Origin of the sequence: Streptomyces sp. TRM68367 (genome assembly GCF_014495685.1) — a bacterium.
Taxonomy (GTDB): Bacteria; Actinomycetota; Actinomycetes; order Streptomycetales; family Streptomycetaceae; genus Streptomyces.
This window is the reverse complement of record NZ_JACTVI010000136.1, coordinates 1-16,812: the sequence shown is the minus strand read 5'-3', so window position 1 is coordinate 16,812 and position 16,812 is coordinate 1. Positions and strand designations below refer to the sequence as shown.

Annotated in this window: 14 protein-coding genes; all 14 read right to left on the bottom strand. The window is 70.0% G+C overall.

Annotated elements, in window-relative coordinates:
- Positions 1–574 precede the first annotated feature (574 nt).
- Positions 575–1,741, bottom strand: coding sequence for a DivIVA domain-containing protein (locus H8R17_RS41200; protein ID WP_187828321.1), 1,167 nt, complete (start codon positions 1,739–1,741; stop codon positions 575–577).
- Positions 1,742–1,794: 53 nt separating this feature from the next.
- Entirely contained in the window at positions 1,795–2,079 is a 285-nt protein-coding gene (locus H8R17_RS41195; protein ID WP_030248691.1) for a YggT family protein, read from the bottom strand.
- A gap of 70 nt (positions 2,080–2,149) precedes the next feature.
- Entirely contained in the window at positions 2,150–2,791 is a 642-nt protein-coding gene (gene sepF / locus H8R17_RS41190) for a cell division protein SepF (protein WP_187828320.1), read from the bottom strand.
- 128 nt (positions 2,792–2,919) lie between these two features.
- Entirely contained in the window at positions 2,920–3,639 is a 720-nt protein-coding gene (locus H8R17_RS41185) for a YggS family pyridoxal phosphate-dependent enzyme (RefSeq protein ID WP_187828319.1), read from the bottom strand.
- A 23-nt stretch (positions 3,640–3,662) separates the two neighbouring features.
- On the bottom strand, positions 3,663–4,394 hold the full coding sequence (gene pgeF, locus H8R17_RS41180) for a peptidoglycan editing factor PgeF (protein WP_187828318.1): 732 nt from the start codon (positions 4,392–4,394) through the stop codon (positions 3,663–3,665).
- 10 nt (positions 4,395–4,404) lie between these two features.
- Positions 4,405–5,595, bottom strand: coding sequence for a cell division protein FtsZ (ftsZ, locus tag H8R17_RS41175; protein ID WP_187828317.1), 1,191 nt, complete (start codon positions 5,593–5,595; stop codon positions 4,405–4,407).
- 289 nt (positions 5,596–5,884) lie between these two features.
- Positions 5,885–6,682: an FtsQ-type POTRA domain-containing protein gene (locus tag H8R17_RS41170; RefSeq protein ID WP_187828316.1), complete on the bottom strand. Its 798-nt coding sequence runs from the start codon at positions 6,680–6,682 to the stop codon at positions 5,885–5,887.
- Positions 6,683–6,720: 38 nt separating this feature from the next.
- Positions 6,721–7,818, bottom strand: coding sequence for an undecaprenyldiphospho-muramoylpentapeptide beta-N-acetylglucosaminyltransferase (murG, locus tag H8R17_RS41165; protein WP_187828315.1), 1,098 nt, complete (start codon positions 7,816–7,818; stop codon positions 6,721–6,723).
- 6 nt (positions 7,819–7,824) lie between these two features.
- Complete coding sequence (gene ftsW / locus H8R17_RS41160; RefSeq protein WP_187828314.1) at positions 7,825–9,195, bottom strand: putative lipid II flippase FtsW; 1,371 nt, start codon at positions 9,193–9,195, stop codon at positions 7,825–7,827.
- 98 nt (positions 9,196–9,293) lie between these two features.
- Positions 9,294–10,718 carry a UDP-N-acetylmuramoyl-L-alanine--D-glutamate ligase gene (murD, locus tag H8R17_RS41155; RefSeq protein WP_187828313.1) on the bottom strand — a complete coding sequence of 475 codons (1,425 nt, stop codon included), beginning with the start codon at positions 10,716–10,718 and terminating at the stop codon, positions 9,294–9,296.
- A complete protein-coding gene (mraY, locus tag H8R17_RS41150; RefSeq protein ID WP_187828322.1) occupies positions 10,700–11,791 on the bottom strand; it encodes a phospho-N-acetylmuramoyl-pentapeptide-transferase in 1,092 nt (363 codons plus the stop codon). The genes murD and mraY overlap by 19 nt, the downstream gene beginning before the upstream one ends.
- Positions 11,791–13,221, bottom strand: a complete 1,431-nt coding sequence (gene murF / locus H8R17_RS41145; RefSeq protein WP_187828312.1) for a UDP-N-acetylmuramoyl-tripeptide--D-alanyl-D-alanine ligase — start codon at positions 13,219–13,221, stop codon at positions 11,791–11,793. Before murF ends, mraY begins: the two co-directional genes overlap by 1 nt.
- A gap of 4 nt (positions 13,222–13,225) precedes the next feature.
- Positions 13,226–14,746 (bottom strand): UDP-N-acetylmuramoyl-L-alanyl-D-glutamate--2,6-diaminopimelate ligase, encoded by a 1,521-nt coding sequence (locus H8R17_RS41140; protein ID WP_187828311.1) that lies wholly within the window; start codon positions 14,744–14,746, stop codon positions 13,226–13,228.
- 200 nt (positions 14,747–14,946) lie between these two features.
- On the bottom strand, positions 14,947–16,812 hold a 1,866-nt coding region (locus H8R17_RS41135), incomplete at its 5' end, for a penicillin-binding protein 2 (protein WP_187828310.1).

Genomic DNA, 16,812 nt, shown 5'->3' with positions numbered 1-16,812 from the left:
GGTCTCCCCATACCACAACAACGAGGACCAAGGCCCGAAGCCACGGCTTGTTTCCCGGCAAGCCCTAACTACACGGCATTGGGCCTAGTCCACCCACCCACGCACCACCCCTCCACAGTCAACGACAGCGGCCACGGGCGTGCCTGCCCACGGCACCCGAGCCGCTTGCCGCCCACAAGGCCACACCCACAAGGCTGAGGGCAGCACACGCCCCGTGACGCCCACCGGCATCCAGGCGCCAACGGACACCCGCAAGCCACGTGTGGCGCTGCCCCCACTAAAGGCGCGCACCACACGCCGGCACCAAGTGACACACGCACCGCGACCCCACCACCCACCCGCAACCCAGACGCCCACGGCGTCCGGGCGGCAAGTCGTCAGCGCCGGGCCGCGTGACCCGCCCCCGGGCCACATCAACCAGTGGTCACCCGGACCAACGCCGGAGAATTCACCGGCGTAGCAGGCCTTCGGCGTTGCGTGCGGAAGCTCGAACGAAAGGGCGGGGCCCCGGATCCAAGTGATCCGGGGCCCCGCCCTGTGAACGCTGCCGACGTCTACGCCGTACTACATCCCGTCAGTTGTCGTCCTCGTCAATGAGGAACCCGCGCATCGGGGAGGGAGCCTGCCCCATCGGCGAGGGCCCCTGCGGCCGGACCGGAGCCATCGGCTGGGTCATCGCCGGGGACATCTGCTGCTGACCGCCGTAGGACGGCGCGGACGGAGCCGGGGACCCGCCGCCCATCGACTGGTTGCCGCCGTACGACGGGGCACTCGCGCCGGCCGGAGCCATGGAAGGCGCCGGGGACGGCGGGAGGGACGCCGCCGCGGGCGTGCGCGGCGGGGCGAGGGAGTCGTCGGCCTGGGTCTCCAGCTGGCGGAGCTGGCTCTCCAGGTAGGACTTCAGCCGCGTACGGTACTCGCGCTCGAAGCCGCGCAGGTCCTCGACCTTGCGCTCCAGCGTGGCGCGAGCGGACTCCAGCGAGCCCATCGCGACGCGGTGCTTCTCCTGCGCGTCCCGCTCCAGGGCGTCGGCCTTGGCACGGGCGTCCCGCTCCAGACCCTCGGCCCGCGAACGCGCCTCGCCGACGATCTTGTTGGCCTCGGAGCGCGCCTCGGCGATCGCCTGGTCGGCGGTCTGCTGGGCGAGCGACAGCACACGGGCGGCGCTGTCGCCACCGGGGCCGCCCTGACCGGGCAGACCGGGGCCGCCGGGGCCACCCGGGCCGCCCGGGCCGCCCATCGGACCGCCCATGGGGCCACCCATCTGCTGCTGCATCGGGGGCTGGCCCATCGGCCCGGGACCCTGGCCCATCGGGCCGGGGCCCTGCGGGCCACCCTGCTGACCGCCGGGGCCGGCGGGCAGCTGCGGAGCACCGCTCGGCAGCTGGGGCGGACCACCCATGGGGCCGCCCATCTGCTGCTGCGGCGGGCCCGATATACCGGCGGGCACCGGTCCACCCGGACCTCGCATGCCCTGCTGCTGCGGCGGCATCCCCTGCTGCTGTTGCTGCTGCTGATCCTGCGGCTGCTCCGGAGGCTTGCGCATGTTCTGCTGATTCTGGGCAGCAGCACGCGTGGCAGCGGCCAGCTTGGCGCGCAGGTCCTCGTTCTCCCGGAGCAGACGGGTCAGTTCGGCTTCGACCTCGTCGAGGAAGGCATCGACCTCGTCCTCGTCATAGCCTTCTCGGAGGCGGACGGTCGTGAACTGCTTGTTCCGCACGTCCTCGGGGGTCAACGGCATCTCTTCACCTCAACGTAGTCGTCGGCATTCGGCAAGACGGTAGGTCACATCGCTCACAGCCGGCTCACGATCGAGATCAGGATGTAGACGATGATCATCAGTACGAAGAAGGACAGGTCGAGCGCCACGCCCCCGAGACGCAGCGGCGGGATCACCCGCCGCAGAAGCTTGAGCGGTGGATCAGTGACAGTGTAGGTGGCCTCCAGAACGACCACCATCGCCTTGCCGGGTTGCCACGAGCGGGCGAACTGGAAGACGTAGTCCATGACCAACCGGAAGATCAGCACGATGAGAAAGCACATCAGCGCGATGTAGACGACATCCAGGACCACGCTCATGATCTGTGCTTCCCTCTCCCCTGCCTACGTACCAACTGTCTTACTGTCGTACTTCTACCGGTCGTGCGTCTCAGCTCTGGTTGAAGAACCCGCCCTCTGCGATACGGGCCTTGTCCTCCGCCGTGACATCGACGTTAGCAGGCGACAACAGGAACACCTTCTGCGTCACCCGCTCGATGCTGCCGTGAAGACCAAACACCAAACCGGCCGCAAAGTCGACAAGTCGCTTGGCGTCTGTGTCATCCATCTCAGTCAGATTCATGATCACCGGGGTGCCTTCACGGAAGTGTTCCCCGATGGTACGGGCCTCGTTGTAGGTTCGAGGGTGGAGTGTGGTGATCCGGTAAGGCTCTCGTTCCGACACGACCTTGGGCATGATCACCGGTGCGTTCTTCTCCAGGCTTGCGCGTTCTTGTGTGATGGATGCCACGGGCGCGATGCGCGCCGGTCGTCCGGATTCCGCGGATAGCGAAGCGGAGCGGGCGACCGGTTCACGGGGCGCGGGCGGCTGTGCGACTCGTACCTCTTCGTCCCTTTGAGGCTGGTGTGAGCCGTGCGGCTGATGGGACGGCTCGTGCCGTCGGTGGTCCCGTTCGGGCTCCGGGTCCAGTTCGGGTTCGAAGTCGTCGTCGGGATCGAATCCCCGGCCGTCGTACCCATCGTCCTCCACGAGGCCGAGGTAGACCGCCATCTTGCGCATCGCGCCGGCCATTCTCTGAGTCCTCCGCTCTGTGGTGGATCGGCTGACGACTGCCAAGTGCCCGCGATCCACGAGGTCTTACGTCCGCCTTTCGACGGCAATGACCATATTTTCTGCTGTGGTCCGACTTCCTGGCGACGTTACCCGAGCCCGAGGCGGACTCCGAGTACCGCGGTGCCGACGCGCACATGTGTCGCTCCGGCGGCCACGGCCTGCTCGAGGTCCGCACTCATCCCTGCCGAGACCATGGTTGCAGCAGGATGGGCTCGGCGCAGGCCAGTCGACAAAACCATCAACCGCTCGAACGCCGCCTGTTGGCGCCCCGCGTACTCCCCGGCGAGCGGAGCGACGGTCATGAGCCCGTCGAGCCTCAACCCGGGAGCCCGCGCGACGAGGTCGGCCAACTCTTCGATTCCGCCGGGCGCCACCCCGCCCCGCTCCCCCCGCGCGCCGTCGCCCGCGTCGAGCGCGACCTGGATCAGGCACCCCAGCTCCCGCCCGGCCCGCACGGCCTCCTTCGAGAGAACCGTGACGAGCTTGGGACGATCGACAGACTGCACGATATCCGCATAACCGACCACGGATCGGACTTTATTGGTCTGGAGTTGACCAACAAAATGCCATGTCAGGGGCAGATCCGAACATTCGGCGGCCTTGGGTGCCGCGTCCTGGTCACGGTTCTCGGCGAGGTGGCGAACACCGAGTTCCGACAGGATCCGCACATCGCTCGCCGGATAGGTCTTGGTGACGACGATCAGCGTCACCTCCTCGCGCGGGCGCCCCGCGGCCGCGCAGGCGGCGGCGATGCGCTCCTCCACCTTCGCCAGGTTTTCGGCGAGTTCGTCCTTGCGATCCGTCATGCGCATTACACCCGTGATGTCCATCAGTCCAGCCAGACATAGCCTGCGAGCCGCCCGGTGGTGCGGTCGCGGCGGTACGAGAAGTGATCGCCCGACTCCAGGGTGCACACCGGCGACTGCCGCCGGTCGCGCACTCCGAGCCGCCGGAGCTGGGCGTGCACTCCGGCGGTCACGTCGACCGCCGGCGTACCCCAACTCGTCTCGGCGTGCGCCGCCGGCTCCACGGCGGCCACCTCGGCGCGCATCGCATCCGGCACCTCGTAGCACCGGCCGCACACGGCGGGTCCGGTGCGGGCGACGATCCGGGACGGCTCGGCGCCCAGGTCCATCATCGCGCGTAGCGCGGCCGGCACGACCCCGGCGATCATGCCGGGCCGGCCCGCGTGGGCCGCGCCGGCGATCCCGGCGACGGGATCGGCGAGCAGAACGGGTGTGCAGTCGGCGGTCAGGACGGCGAGGGCGAGCCCGCGCCGGGCGGTGACGATCGCGTCGACCGACGGGATCGCAGCGGCCGGGTCCCAGGGCTCGTCGACGACGGCCACGTCGGCCCCGTGCACCTGGTTCATCCAGACCACCTGCGCCGGGTCGAGGCCCAGCGACTTGGCGGCCAGTTCCCGGTTGGTGCGTACGGCGCCGGGGTCGTCGCCGACCGCGCCGCCGAGGTTGAGCTCCTCATACGGAGCGGCGCTCACCCCGCCCCACCGGTCGGTGAAGCCGAAGTGCGCGCCGCTCACGTTCTCGCGCTGTCCTATCACGTCAGAAGCATCACTTCAGGAAGTCCGGCACGTCCAGTTCCTCGGCCGCGCTGTCCGAGTAGGACCGCGACGGCGGGACCGGCGGGGCGACCGGGAGGTCCTGCACCGGCTCCGGCTTGGGCTCCGGCTCCTCCTTGGGCGTGACACTGCCGAGCGAGCCGAAGGTCGGACGGCTCTCGGTCTGCCGTACCGGGGCCGGCTCCTCGCGCTGGGCCGAGGACGAGCCGAGGACGTTGTCCCGCTTGGACGGGGGCTGGCCGCCGTCGAAGCCGGCCGCGATCACGGTGACGCGGACCTCGTCGCCGAGGGCGTCGTCGATCACCGCGCCGAAGATGATGTTGGCCTCGGGGTGGGCGGCCTCGCTGACCAGCTGGGCGGCCTCGTTGATCTCGAACAGGCCGAGGTCGGAACCGCCGGAGATGGACAACAGCACACCGCGGGCGCCGTCGATGGAGGCTTCCAGCAGCGGCGAGGAGATCGCCATCTCGGCCGCGGCCACCGCGCGGTCGTCGCCGCGGGCCGAGCCGATACCCATGAGGGCTGAACCGGCCTCGGACATGACCGACTTCACGTCGGCGAAGTCGAGGTTGATGAGACCGGGGGTGGTGATGAGGTCGGTGATGCCCTGGACACCGGAGAGCAGGACCTGGTCCGCCGACTTGAAGGCGTCGAGGACGGAGACCTGGCGGTCCGAGATGGACAGCAGCCGGTCGTTCGGGATGACGATGAGGGTGTCGACCTCTTCTCGGAGTTCGGCGATGCCGTCCTCGGCCTGGTTCGCGCGGCGCCGTCCCTCGAAGGTGAACGGGCGCGTGACCACGCCGATGGTGAGGGCGCCGAGCGAGCGCGCGATGTTGGCCACGACGGGCGCGCCGCCGGTGCCGGTGCCGCCGCCTTCACCGGCTGTCACGAAGACCATGTCGGCCCCCTTGAGGACCTCCTCGATCTCCTCGCGGTGGTCCTCGGCGGCCTTGCGGCCCACGGCCGGGTTGGCTCCGGCGCCGAGTCCGCGGGTGAGTTCGCGGCCGACGTCCAACTTGACGTCGGCGTCGCTCATCAACAGAGCTTGCGCGTCGGTGTTGATGGCGATGAACTCGACGCCCTTGAGACCGACCTCGATCATCCGGTTGATGGCATTGACACCACCGCCGCCGACACCGATGACCTTGATGACTGCGAGGTAGTTCTGCGGTGCTGCCACGTCGAAGGCCTCTCGCCTCGAATTACGTGTCGCCGAATCACCAGGACGCTGCTGCGCCTCGCGACCCGACGACTGATGCCGAATGGGACGGTCCGTATCGCCGACCCGAACCCTAACGCTGAAGTTTAGGGTTACCAGTGTGCCTGTTTCCTTGACTCTTCCGAACAGGACACTAAGTCGACAAGTGGCGCACGTTCAACGAACACGCCGAACCTCCCGTTTTTCTTTTCACCCTATGTGATCAGCCGTAGCGCTGCCCAACCAGGGTGCTGGCCTGCGCAGATGTGCGTCAATTCCCTGATGACGCAGGCGCGGTGGGAACGCTGACGTCGAAGTGCCGCGCGTCCGGCGCCGCTTTCAGCAGGGCCGTGAGCGCGCGGGCCTTCGCCGCGCCCTGCTCGCCACTGCCCCAGTCGACAGTGCGTCCGTCGCCCAGCTCCAGCGAGATGTCGTCGTAAGAACGGACCTTGACGCTCCGGGTCGCGCGCGCGACGGCGGCCGGGATGCTGCGTGCGACCCGCGCCGCCTCGCGCACCAGTCGGCCCTCGCCGAAGCGGCGTAGGCTCGCCGCGGCCGAGCCTGGCTGAGACACCATCAATTTCAGTACCGGCACGCGTTTCGGGGCCTCGGAAACCGTGGCGAAACGGACGCCCTCGTCATCCACTTCCACGAACTTCCCGGCTTTTTGGACAATCAGTACCGGCGTCCGCTCGGTCAGTTTCAGCCCGATTCCGTGGGGCCAGTCGCGCTCCACGCCGACCGTGTCAATTCGGGTCAGTTTCCGGCGCAGTCGCGCCTCGATCGCGTCGGTGTCGACGGACGCGAGCGGTTCGCCGACCGGTACGTCGGCCGCCTCGCGCACCTGCGCTGGCGTCAGGACCCGGGTCCCGGAGACGGACACGCGCTCGACGCGCAGCCAGTCGGAGCCGTACAACAGCCAGACGGATCCGGTGCCGAGGACGACCAGGGCGACGGCCAGGATGACGATCGTACGAAGGCGGGGCGGTTTCAGGCGCCGCATGCGGGGCGGCGGGCCGGACGGCTGCTGCTGGCGTGCACCGCACTCGGCGGTGGTCGATCCGGCCACGCTCCCCTGCCTTCCGTCACACGTTCTCCAGCGGTGGGCTAACGAGGTGCACGGTGCGCGGCGATCGCCTCGTACACCATGCCGACGAGCAGGTCGTCGGCATCCCGGCGGCCGAACTCGGCGGCGGCGCGGGACATCTCGTACAGCCGGTGCGGGTCGGCGAGCACGGGCAGGACGTTCTGCTGCACCCACTGGGGGGTGAGTTCCGCGTCGTCGACCAGCAGTCCGCCGCCGGCCTTGACCACCGGCTGAGCGTTCAGCCGCTGTTCGCCGTTGCCGATGGGCAGCGGGACGTAGGCGGCCGGGAGTCCGACGGCGGAGAGTTCGGCGACGGTCATCGCGCCCGCGCGGCAGAGCATCATGTCGGCCGCGGCGTACGCGAGGTCCATCCGATCCAGGTAACTTACCGGGATGTACGGGGGCATTCCCGGCATCTGCTGCACCTGCGGCAGTTCGTTCTTCGGGCCGACCGCGTGCAGGATCTGGATCCCGGCCTGCTGGAGCCAGGGTGCCACCTGCTGGACGACCTCGTTGAGGCGGCGGGCGCCCTGCGAACCGCCGGAGACCAGCAGCGTGGGCAGGTTGGGGTCGAGCCCGAACGCGACGCGGGCCTGGGGGCGCATCGCGGCCCGGTCGAGGGTGGCGATGGAGTGGCGCAGCGGGATGCCGATGTAGCGGGAGTTGCGGAGCTTGCTGTCCGGGGTGGCGACGGCGACCTGGGCGGCGTACCGCGAACCGATCTTGTTCGCCAGGCCCGGGCGGGCGTTGGCCTCGTGGACGACGATCGGCACGCCGAGCCGCTTGGCCGCGAGGTAGCCGGGCAGCGCGACATAGCCGCCGAAGCCGACCACGGCGTCTGCCTTGGTGCGCTCCAGGATCTGCTCGGTCGCCTTGATGGTGCCGCGCAGCCGGCCCGGGACGGTGATCAGCTCGGGGGTGGGCTTGCGCGGCAGGGGTACGGCGGGGATGAGCGCAAGCTCGTACCCGCGCTCGGGTACGAGACGAGTCTCCAGACCGCGCTCCGTGCCCAGGGCCGTGATCCCCACGGTCGGGTCCTGCCTGCGCAGGGCGTCCGCGAGGGCGAGCGCGGGCTCGATGTGGCCCGCGGTTCCTCCGCCGGCGAGTACGACATGCACCGAAATTCACCGCTCTCCGGACGAGCGCACCGCCGAGGCACGCCGTCGCATCGTGTTCCATCTCCGAGGAGCTCCGGTCCGTCCTCGGACAGGCCCTGGGGCTCCCGCCCGCTTTCTACCAAAGCGGGGTTGCCGCATCGCAAGCGCTGCCCGCGCAGCGGGCTCGTCTCGCGCGAAGGCGATCAGCAGCCCGATGGCGAACATGGTCGGCAGCAGGGCGGATCCCCCGTAGGAGAACAGCGGGAGCGGGACGCCGGCGATCGGCAGCAGGCCGAGCACCGCACCGATGTTGATCACGGCCTGGGCCGTGATCCAGGTGGTCACACCTCCCGCGGCGTACCTCACGAAGGGGTCCTCCGTGCGTCCGGCCACGCGGATACCCGCATAGCCTAGAGCCGCGAAGAGGGCGAGCACCGACAGCGTCCCCGCCAGGCCCAGTTCCTCACCGGTGACGGCGAAGATGAAGTCGGTGTGGGCTTCGGGGAGTTGACCCCATTTCTCCACACTCGCACCGAGACCGGAGCCGAAGAGTCCGCCGGAGGCGAGGGCGTAGATCCCGTGCACGGCCTGCCAGCAGGTGTCGTTCGGGCCGGGGTCGGTGGCGCCGATGCAGGCGAGGCGGGCCATACGGTTCGAGTTGGACGCGATGAGCAGCGCCCCGAGCAGGCCGGCGACCGCCAGCACACCGGCGAACAGCCGGGTCGGCGCGCCCGCCAGCCAGAGCAGGCCGAACAGGATGGCCGTCACGATGATCGCCGTGCCCATGTCGCCGCCGAGCATGATCAGGCCGAGCAGCATGAAGGCGGCGGGCACGAGCGGGACCAGCATGTGCTTCCACTGCGTGAGCAGCTTCTTGTCCTGCTTGCGGGCGAGCAGGTCGGCGCCCCACAGCACGAGCGCGAGCTTGCCGAACTCGCTGGGCTGGATCTGGAAGGAACCGCCGAGGGAGATCCAGTTCTGGTTGCCGTTGACCGCCATCCCTATCCCCGGCACCTGCACCAGCGCCATGAGGAAGACGGCGCCCGCGAGGATCGGGTAGGCCAGTGCCCGGTGCAGCTTGACCGGCATCCGGGAGGCCGCGTACAGCAGCCCGGCGCCGATCACGGCGGCCAGCAGCTGCTTGCGGAAGAAGTACGACCCCGGCAGGGACATCTGCAGGGCCGTGATCTGGGAGGCCGAGTACACCATCACCAGACCGAGCACGGTGATCAGCAGGCTGCCGCCGAGGATCAGGTAGTACGCGGTGAGCGGCCGGTCCCAGGCCCTGCGCGCGCGCGTGTAGAGGCGCAGGAGGGGGTTCTCGTGCGAGGGCCCGGGTGCGGCGGGCCTGCGCAGGGCCCGCTGCGCGGGCGCCCGGCCGGTACGGCTACCGGGCATCGGCGCTCACCGCCCTGCTGTGCCGAGAGCCCAGCCACATCCGAGTCACGCGTCCCTCCAAGGGGTCCCGAGGCACTCGCCGTGGCCGAGACCCGCCGTCAGGCGCCCGCGCCGAGTTCGCGGACCGCCTCCGCGAACGCGTCACCGCGCTTGTTGTAGTTGGCGAACATGTCCATGGAGGCGCAGGCCGGGGCCAGCAGCACCGTGTCGCCGGGCTGTGCGAGCCGCTGTGCCTCCTGGACAGCCTGGAGCATCGCCCCAGTGTCGGTCCGGTCGAGGTCGACGACAGGTACTTCCGGGGCGTGTCGCGCGAGGGCTTCGCGGATCAGGGCGCGATCGGCGCCGATGAGGACGGCCCCGCGAAGTCGCTTTGCCGACTTGGCGACCAGCTCGTCGAAGGTCGCGCCCTTGGCGAGCCCGCCCGCGATCCACACGATCGACTCGTACGCCGCCAAGGACGCTTCCGCCGCGTGCGTGTTGGTGGCCTTGGAGTCGTCGACGTACGCGACCTGGGCCACGTCGGCGATATGGGCGATGCGGTGGGCGTCCGGCGTGAAGGCGCGCAGCCCGTCCCGTACGGCCCGGGCGGGCACGCCGTACGCGCGCGCGAGGGCCGCGGCGGCAAGGGCGTTGGCGATGTTGTGGGGGGCCGGCGGCTTGACGTCGGAGACCTCGGCGAGCTCCTGGGCGTTCTTCTCCTGGTCCTCGACGAAGGCGCGGTCGACCAGGATGCCGTCCACGACGCCGAGTTGGGAGGGGGCCGGGGTGCCGAGGGTGAAGCCGACGGCCCGGCAGCCCTCCTCGACGTCGGCCTCGCGCACCAGGTCCTCGGTGGCCTTGTCGGCCGCGTTGTAGACGCAGGCGACGCGGTTGCCCTCGTAGACACGGCCCTTGTCGCGCGCGTACGCCTCCATGGAGCCGTGCCAGTCGAGGTGGTCGGGCGCGAGGTTCAGCACGGCGGCCGAGTGGGCGCGCAGGGAGGGCGCCCAGTGGAGCTGGTAGCTGGACAACTCCACGGCCAGGACGTCGTACTGCTCGTCGCCGAGCACCGCGTCCAGGAGGGAGACGCCGATGTTGCCGACGGCGGCAGTGCGCAGGCCCGCCGCCTGCAGGATGGTGGCGAGCATCTGGACGGTGGTGGTCTTGCCGTTGGTGCCGGTGACGGCGAGCCAGGGTGCGGCGTCCGGTCCGCGGAGCCGCCAGGCGAGTTCGACGTCGCCCCAGACCGGGACGCCGGCCTTCTCGGCGGCGGCGAACAGCGGCTTGTCGGGCTTCCAGCCGGGTGCGGTGACGATCAGCTCGGTGCCGTCTGGCAGGGTGGCGCCGTCGCCCAGGCGCACGGTGATGCCGAGCGCCTCCAGCTCCGCGGCCTGCTCACGCGCGCGCGTGTCGTCGCCGTCGTTGACGACGGTGACCTGCGCGCCGAGGCCGTGCAGCACCTTGGCCGCCGGGATTCCGGAGACGCCGAGCCCGGCAACCGTGACACGCTTTCCCTGCCAGTTGGTCACTTGTCCGCCGCCCATCCCGCATAGAAGAGGCCAAGTCCGACAATTACACAGATGCCCTGAATGATCCAGAAGCGGACCACCACCAGGACTTCGGACCAGCCCTTGAGTTCGAAGTGGTGCTGGAGTGGCGCCATCCGGAAGACGCGCTTACCGGTGAGGCGGAAGGAGCCGACCTGGATGACCACCGACATGGTGATCAGTACGAACAGGCCGCCGAGGATGGCGAGCAGCAGCTCGGTGCGGGAGCAGATCGCCAGGCCCGCGAGGACGCCGCCGAGCGCGAGCGAGCCGGTGTCGCCCATGAAAATCTTGGCCGGTGAGGTGTTCCACCACAGGAAGCCGAGGCAGGCGCCCATCAGTGCGGAGGCGACCACCGCGAGGTCGAGGGGGTCTCGCACCTCGTAGCAGGCGCCGGGGTTGGTCAACGTCCGCGCGTTGGCGCAGGACTCCTGGAACTGCCAGACCCCGATGAAGGTGTAGGCGCCGAAGACGAGGACGGAGGCGCCCGTGGCCAGACCGTCGAGACCGTCGGTGAGGTTCACGCCGTTCGACATCGCGAGGATCATGAACAGCGCCCAGACGACGAACAGCACGGGACCGATCGTCCAGCCGAAGTCCGTGATGAAGGACAGCTTCGTGGAGGCCGGCGTCTGGCCCTGGCTGTCCGCGAACTGCAGCGAGAGCACCGCGAAGGTGATACCGACGATCAGCTGGCCGGCCATCTTCGCCTTGGCCCGCAGGCCCAGCGAACGCCGCTTGACGATCTTGATGTAGTCGTCGAGGAAGCCGACCAGCCCCATGCCCGTCATCAGGCCCAGCACCAGCAGGCCGGAGAAGGTGGGCGAGGCGTCCACGTCTTCGGTGGTCCAGCTCGTGATCACCTTGGACAGGAAGTACGCCGCGATCGTCGCCAGGATGAAGGCGATGCCGCCCATCGTCGGCGTACCGCGCTTGCTGGCGTGCTCGCGCGGGCCGTCGTCGCGGATGTACTGGCCGTAGCCCTTGCGGGCGAGGAGCTTGATCAGCAGCGGGGTGCCGACCAGCGTCAGGAAGAGACCAATGACTCCTGCGAACAGGATCTGCTTCATCATCGGGCGGCAACCTCACCCTCGGCACCGGTCTCCAGGAGCGCCTGGGCGACGCCCTCCAGACCGACCGAACGGGACGCCTTCACAAGTACGACGTCCCCCGGGCGCAACTCGCTGCGCAACAGGTCGACCGCCGCCTGTGCGTCGGACACGTGCACCGACTCCTCACCCCACGAACCCTCGTTATATGCGCCCAGTTGCAGCCAGGCGGCTTCCCTGCCGCCGACCGCGACGAGCTTGCTGACGTTGAGCCGGACGGCGAGCCGTCCGACCGCGTCGTGCTCGGCGAGCGCCTCGTCCCCGAGCTCGGCCATCTTGCCGAGCACCGCCCACGTCCGCCCCCCTTCTGCCCGTGCGGCTTCGCCCATGGCCGCCAGAGCGCGCAGAGCGGCCCGCATGGACTCGGGGTTCGCGTTGTAGGCGTCGTTGACGACCGTCACGCCGTCCGGGCGCTCGGTGACCTCCATCCGCCAGCGGGAGAGGGAGCCCGCCTCGGAGAGCGCGACGGCGATCTCGTCTGCGGACATGCCCAACTCGTGGGCGACGGCGGCCGCGGCGAGCGCGTTCGACACGTGGTGCTCACCGTACAGGCGCATGGTCACATCACTTGCACCGGAGGGTGTGTGAAGCCTGAACGAGGGCTGTCCGGTGTCCGTGAGTCGCACGTTCTCGGCGCGTACGTCCGCTTCGCCGGACTCTCCGAAGAGGATCACCTTCGCCTTCGTACGGGAGGCCATGGCCCGTACCAAGGGGTCGTCCGCGTTGAGGATCGCCGCGCCTCCCTCCTCCGCCGGAGGGAGCGCTTCCACGAGTTCGCCCTTGGCCTGCGCGATCTGCTCCCGGCCGCCGAACTCGCCGATGTGGGCGGTGCCGACGTTGAGCACCAGGCCGATCTTCGGCGGCGTCAGCTCGGTGAGGTAGCGGATGTGGCCGATGCCGCGCGCGCCCATCTCCAGGACGAGGAACCTGGTCTCCTCGGTGGCGCTGAGCGCGGTCAGCGGCAGTCCGATCTCGTTGTTGAACGAGCCGGGCGTGAACACCGTCGGCGCCTTGCGCTGGAGCACCTGCGCGACGAGGTCCTTGGTGCTGGTCTTGCCCGCCGAGCCGGTGAGAGCGACGAGGGTGGCGCCGAGGCGTCGTACGACGTGCCGGGCGAGGGCGCCGAGGGCGGCCTGCACGTCGTCCACGACGATCGCGGGCGTCCCGACCGGTCGGGACGCCAGGACGGCGACGGCGCCCCGGCCGACGACCGCCGGTGCGAAGTCGTGGCCGTCGACGTGCTCGCCGACGAAGGCGACGAAGAGGCTGCCGGGCTCCACCTCTCTGGAGTCCCGGACGACCGGTCCGGTCACCTGGACGGACGGATCCGGTATGTCGTGCGTCTGCCCGCCGACGACTGCTGCGATCTCGGCGAGAGAGAGGGCGATCACAAGTTCATCCCTGGGTCTTCTGGATAGCTTCGCGAAGCACCTGGCGGTCGTCGAAGGGACGCACCACCCCGGCGATGTCCTGGCCCTGCTCGTGGCCCTTGCCCGCGACGAGCACGGTGTCGCCGGGCCGGGCACGGGCGACGGCGGCGGCGATCGCGGCGGCCCGGTCCTCGAAGACCTGGACCTCGCCACGCTCGTGTGCTGGTACGGACGCCGCGCCCTGAAGCATGGTTGCGAGGATCGCGAGGGGGTCTTCGGAGCGGGGGTTGTCCGATGTCAGTACGGCGGTGTCGGCGAGCCGGGCCGCGGCGGCGCCCATCGGTTCGCGCTTGGTCTGGTCCCGGTCGCCGCCGCAGCCGAGGACGATGTGCAGGCTGCCCTCGGTGACCTTGCGGAGGGCCTTGAGGACCGACTCGACGGCGTCGGTCTTGTGGGCGTAGTCGACGACCGCGAGATAGGGCTGCCCGGCGTCCACGCGCTCCAGGCGGCCCGGCACGCCCGGTACGGCGGCCACCCCGTCGGCGGCGGCCTGCGGATCGAGGCCGGCGGCGGCGAGGGCGACGACGGCGGCGAGGGTGTTCGCCACGTTGAAGGGGCCCGCGAGCGGGGAGGTCGCGGCGATCCGCTCGTCCTTGGGGCCGATGACCGTGAAGGTGGAGTCCAGCGGGCCGACGTGGACATCCCCGGCGCGCCAGTCGGCGTCGGGGTGGCCCTCGGCGGAGTAGGTGACGACCGGGACGATGGCCTCCTTGGCGAGCCGGCGGCCGTACTCGTCGTCGAGGTTGACCACGCCGAGTTTGCTGCGTTTCGGTGTGAACAGCTGTGCCTTGGCCCGGAAGTAGTCCTCCATGCCGGAGTGGAACTCCATGTGTTCCGGGCTGAGGTTGGTGAACACGGCCACGTCGAAGACGCAGCCGTCGACCCGGCCGAGCACCAGGGCGTGGCTGGAGACCTCCATGGCGACCGCCTCGACGCCGCGTTCGCGCATGACGGCGAACAGGGCCTGCAGGTCGGTGGCTTCGGGGGTGGTGCGCTCGGACTTGATGCGCTCGTCGCCGATGCGCATCTCCACCGTGCCGATCAGGCCGGTCGACTTCGCCGTCCTCAGCCCGCCCTCGATGAGGTAGGCGGTGGTGGTCTTGCCGGAGGTGCCGGTGATGCCGATCTGGAGCAGGCCGCGGCCGGGGCAGCCGTAGATCGTGGCGGCCAGCTCGCCCATCCGCGCGCGCGGGTCGTCGACGACCAGCACCGGCAGGCCGGTGGCGGCGGCGCGTTCGGCGCCCGTCGGGTCGGTGAGCACGGCGGCGGCGCCGAGGCCGACGGCCTGGGTGACGAAGTCGGCGCCGTGCAGGCGGGCGCCCGGGAGGGCGGCGTACAGGTCACCGGGGCGCACGGCGCGCGAGTCGTGGGTGATGCCCGTGACCTCGGCGGCGCGTTCCGGCTGTTCGGCACCCAGCTGACCGGCGAGTTCCGCCAGGGGTGTGGCGGAGACCCGCGCCGGCCTGGGCGGTCCCGGGTATGTCACGGGATGACCCTTCTGGGTGATTTGGGACTGATCGGCGTGTGGCACGGCGGTGAGCGTACCGGGCGCACCCTCCTCGGAGCGAAGCGAGGGCCTGGGGACGCTGTGGTTCCCGGGATCGGGGGTGATCGTTGTCACGGAGGCGGTTCCTGGTGGCTCGGTGCTGATGGTGGTGCTGCCGGCACTGCCCGTGCTGCCGCTGATCAGGGCTGGAAGGTGACGGGCAGCCGGGCGGCCTTGGCTCCGGTGGGCGGGACCTGGAGGGTCTTCAGGGCGAACTCCATGACCTGCTTGTAGATGGGTCCGCAGATCTGGCCGCCGAAGTAGCTGCCCTTGGTCGCGTTCTGGATGGCGCAGTAGACGGTGACGCGCGGGTTGTCGGAGGGCGCGAACCCGGCGAACGACGACGTGTAGCCGTGGTAGCGGCCGGTGGCCGGATCCACGCGGTTCGCCGTACCCGTCTTGCCCGCCACGCGGTAGCCGGGGATGCGCGCCTTGGTGCCGGTGCCCTCCTCGTCGTCCACCACCGACTCCAGCATCTGGGCGAGGGTCTTCGCCGTCTTCTCGCTGATGACCCGCGTCTTCTTGGGCTTCGGGGCGGGTGTGAAGCGCCCGTCGGGACCCTCGGTGCCGCGCACGAGCGTCGGTTCGACACGGACGCCGCCGTTGGCGATCGTCGAGTAGACGGACGCCGCCTGCATCGCGTTGAGGGACACGCCCTGGCCGAAAGGAATCGTGTACTGCTGCGAGGTGGACCACTTGTCGGGCGGCGCGAGGATGCCCCTCGTCTCGCCGGGGAAGCCGAGCCCCGTGTAGCTGCCGAGACCGAACTTGCGCAGGTAGTCGTAGAGGACCTTGTTGGCCTTCGCCTGGGTCTTGCCGAGTTCGCCGGTGGCCAGGATGGTGCCGATGTTGCTGGACTTGGCGAGCACGCCGTTGAGCGTCAGGTACCAGGTCGGGTGGTCGACGTCGTCCTTGAAGAGCCGGTCGCCGCGGTGCAGCCGGTTGGGCACCACGACGTGGGTCATCGGGGTGGCGACGTTCTCCTCCAGCACGGCGGCCATCGACATGACCTTGGCGGTGGAGCCGGGCTCGTAGGCGTCCTCGACGGCCCCGTTGTGCAGCGCCGCCGGGTTCGCGTCGGACACGTCGTTGGGGTCAAAGCCGGGCGAGTTGGCCATGGCGAGGATCTCGCCGGTCCGGCTGTCCTGGACGATCACATAGCCGCTGTCCGCCTTGGACTTCTTCACCTGCTCGCTGATGGCGTTGTGCGCGGCCCACTGGATGTCGCGGTCGATGGTCAGCTCGACGTCGCTGCCGGGCACGGCGGGCGTCTCGTTGGAGCCCGCGGTCGGCACCTGGCGGCCGCCGGACTGGGCGTAGCGGATCTTGCCCTCCTTGCCGGCCAGCAGCGGGTTCAGCTTCCGCTCGATGCCGCCGCCGCCCTTGCCGTCGGCGTTGACCCAGCCCAGTATCCCGGCGGCGAGGTCGCCGCCCGGGTACACGCGCTTGCTGCTGGGCTCGGCGAAGACGCCGGCGAGGGCGTTGACCGTGCTCTTGTCGTTCTCCGACTTCTTGGCGAGCGCCGACTTCAGGTCCTTGATCTGGTTCCAGACCTGCGGGGTCTGGCGGCCGGCGAGCTTGACGTACCTCAGGTCCTTGTTCTTCGGCCGCAGCTTCTGTACGAGCGCGTCCTGCTCCTGGCCGAGGATCGGTGCGAGGAGGGCCGCCGCCTGTTCCGGCCCGTCGCCGACCTTGAGCTGCTTGGGGGTGAACATGGTCGGGTCGGCCGTGATGTCGTACGCGTCCTCGCTGGTCGCCAGGGCCACGCCGGTGCGGTCGGTGATCTCGCCGCGCTCGGCGGCCAGGGTGTGCACCACGTACCGGTTCTGCTCGGCCTTGGCGGCGTAGGTGCTCGCGTCGACGGCCTGCACCTGGAGGAGTCGTACGACGAAGGCGAGCAGGAGCAGGGTCAGCCCAAGGCTCACCAGGCGCAGCCGGGGACGCGGGCTGCCCAGCCGGATGATGCGCGGCGCGGGCCCCTGGCGGAGCGGGGCCGGGCGGCGGGC

What these genes read in the sequence shown, in the direction of transcription:
- H8R17_RS41185 (WP_187828319.1), bottom strand. Translation starts at nt 3,639, where the DNA reads ATGACGGATCGCAAGGACGAACTCGCCGAAAACCTGGCGAAGGTGGAG.
- murD (WP_187828313.1), bottom strand. Translation starts at nt 10,718, where the DNA reads ATGGGCGGCGGACAAGTGACCAACTGGCAGGGAAAGCGTGTCACGGTT.
- mraY (WP_187828322.1), bottom strand. Translation starts at nt 11,791, where the DNA reads ATGAAGCAGATCCTGTTCGCAGGAGTCATTGGTCTCTTCCTGACGCTG.
- H8R17_RS41200 (WP_187828321.1), bottom strand. Translation starts at nt 1,741, where the DNA reads ATGCCGTTGACCCCCGAGGACGTGCGGAACAAGCAGTTCACGACCGTC.
- sepF (WP_187828320.1), bottom strand. Translation starts at nt 2,791, where the DNA reads ATGGCCGGCGCGATGCGCAAGATGGCGGTCTACCTCGGCCTCGTGGAG.
- H8R17_RS41195 (WP_030248691.1), bottom strand. Translation starts at nt 2,079, where the DNA reads ATGAGCGTGGTCCTGGATGTCGTCTACATCGCGCTGATGTGCTTTCTC.
- ftsW (WP_187828314.1), bottom strand. Translation starts at nt 9,195, where the DNA reads ATGCCCGGTAGCCGTACCGGCCGGGCGCCCGCGCAGCGGGCCCTGCGC.